This is a genomic window from Halioglobus sp. HI00S01 (genome assembly GCF_001635445.1).
Taxonomy (GTDB): domain Bacteria; phylum Pseudomonadota; class Gammaproteobacteria; order Pseudomonadales; family Halieaceae; genus Halioglobus; species Halioglobus japonicus.
The window spans coordinates 1-335 of record NZ_LWEE01000397.1; the positions used below are offsets into that span (position 1 = coordinate 1).

The following is a 335-nucleotide window of genomic DNA, read 5'->3' on the forward strand; positions in this document are numbered from 1 at the left end:
AGGAGTACAATCACGGCAGACAGACGGCGGGTGCTAACGTCCGTCGTCGAGAGGGCAACAACCCAGACCGCCAGCTAAGGTCCCAAATACCAATTAAGTGGGAAACGATGTGGGAAGGCTTAGACAGCTAGGAGGTTGGCTTAGAAGCAGCCATCCTTTAAAGAAAGCGTAATAGCTCACTAGTCGAGTCGGCCTGCGCGGAAGATGTAACGGGGCTAAATTGGTAACCGAAGCTGCGGATGCATGCTTGCATGCATGGTAGAGGAGCGTTCTGTAAGCCGTTGAAGGTGAACCGGGAGGTTTGCTGGAGGTATCAGAAGTGCGAATGCTGACAT

Annotated in this window: 1 rRNA gene; it reads left to right on the forward strand. The window is 52.8% G+C overall.

The features are described from left to right. Nucleotides 1–335: ribosomal RNA gene (locus A3709_RS21865) — 23S ribosomal RNA — on the forward strand; the annotation flags it as partial.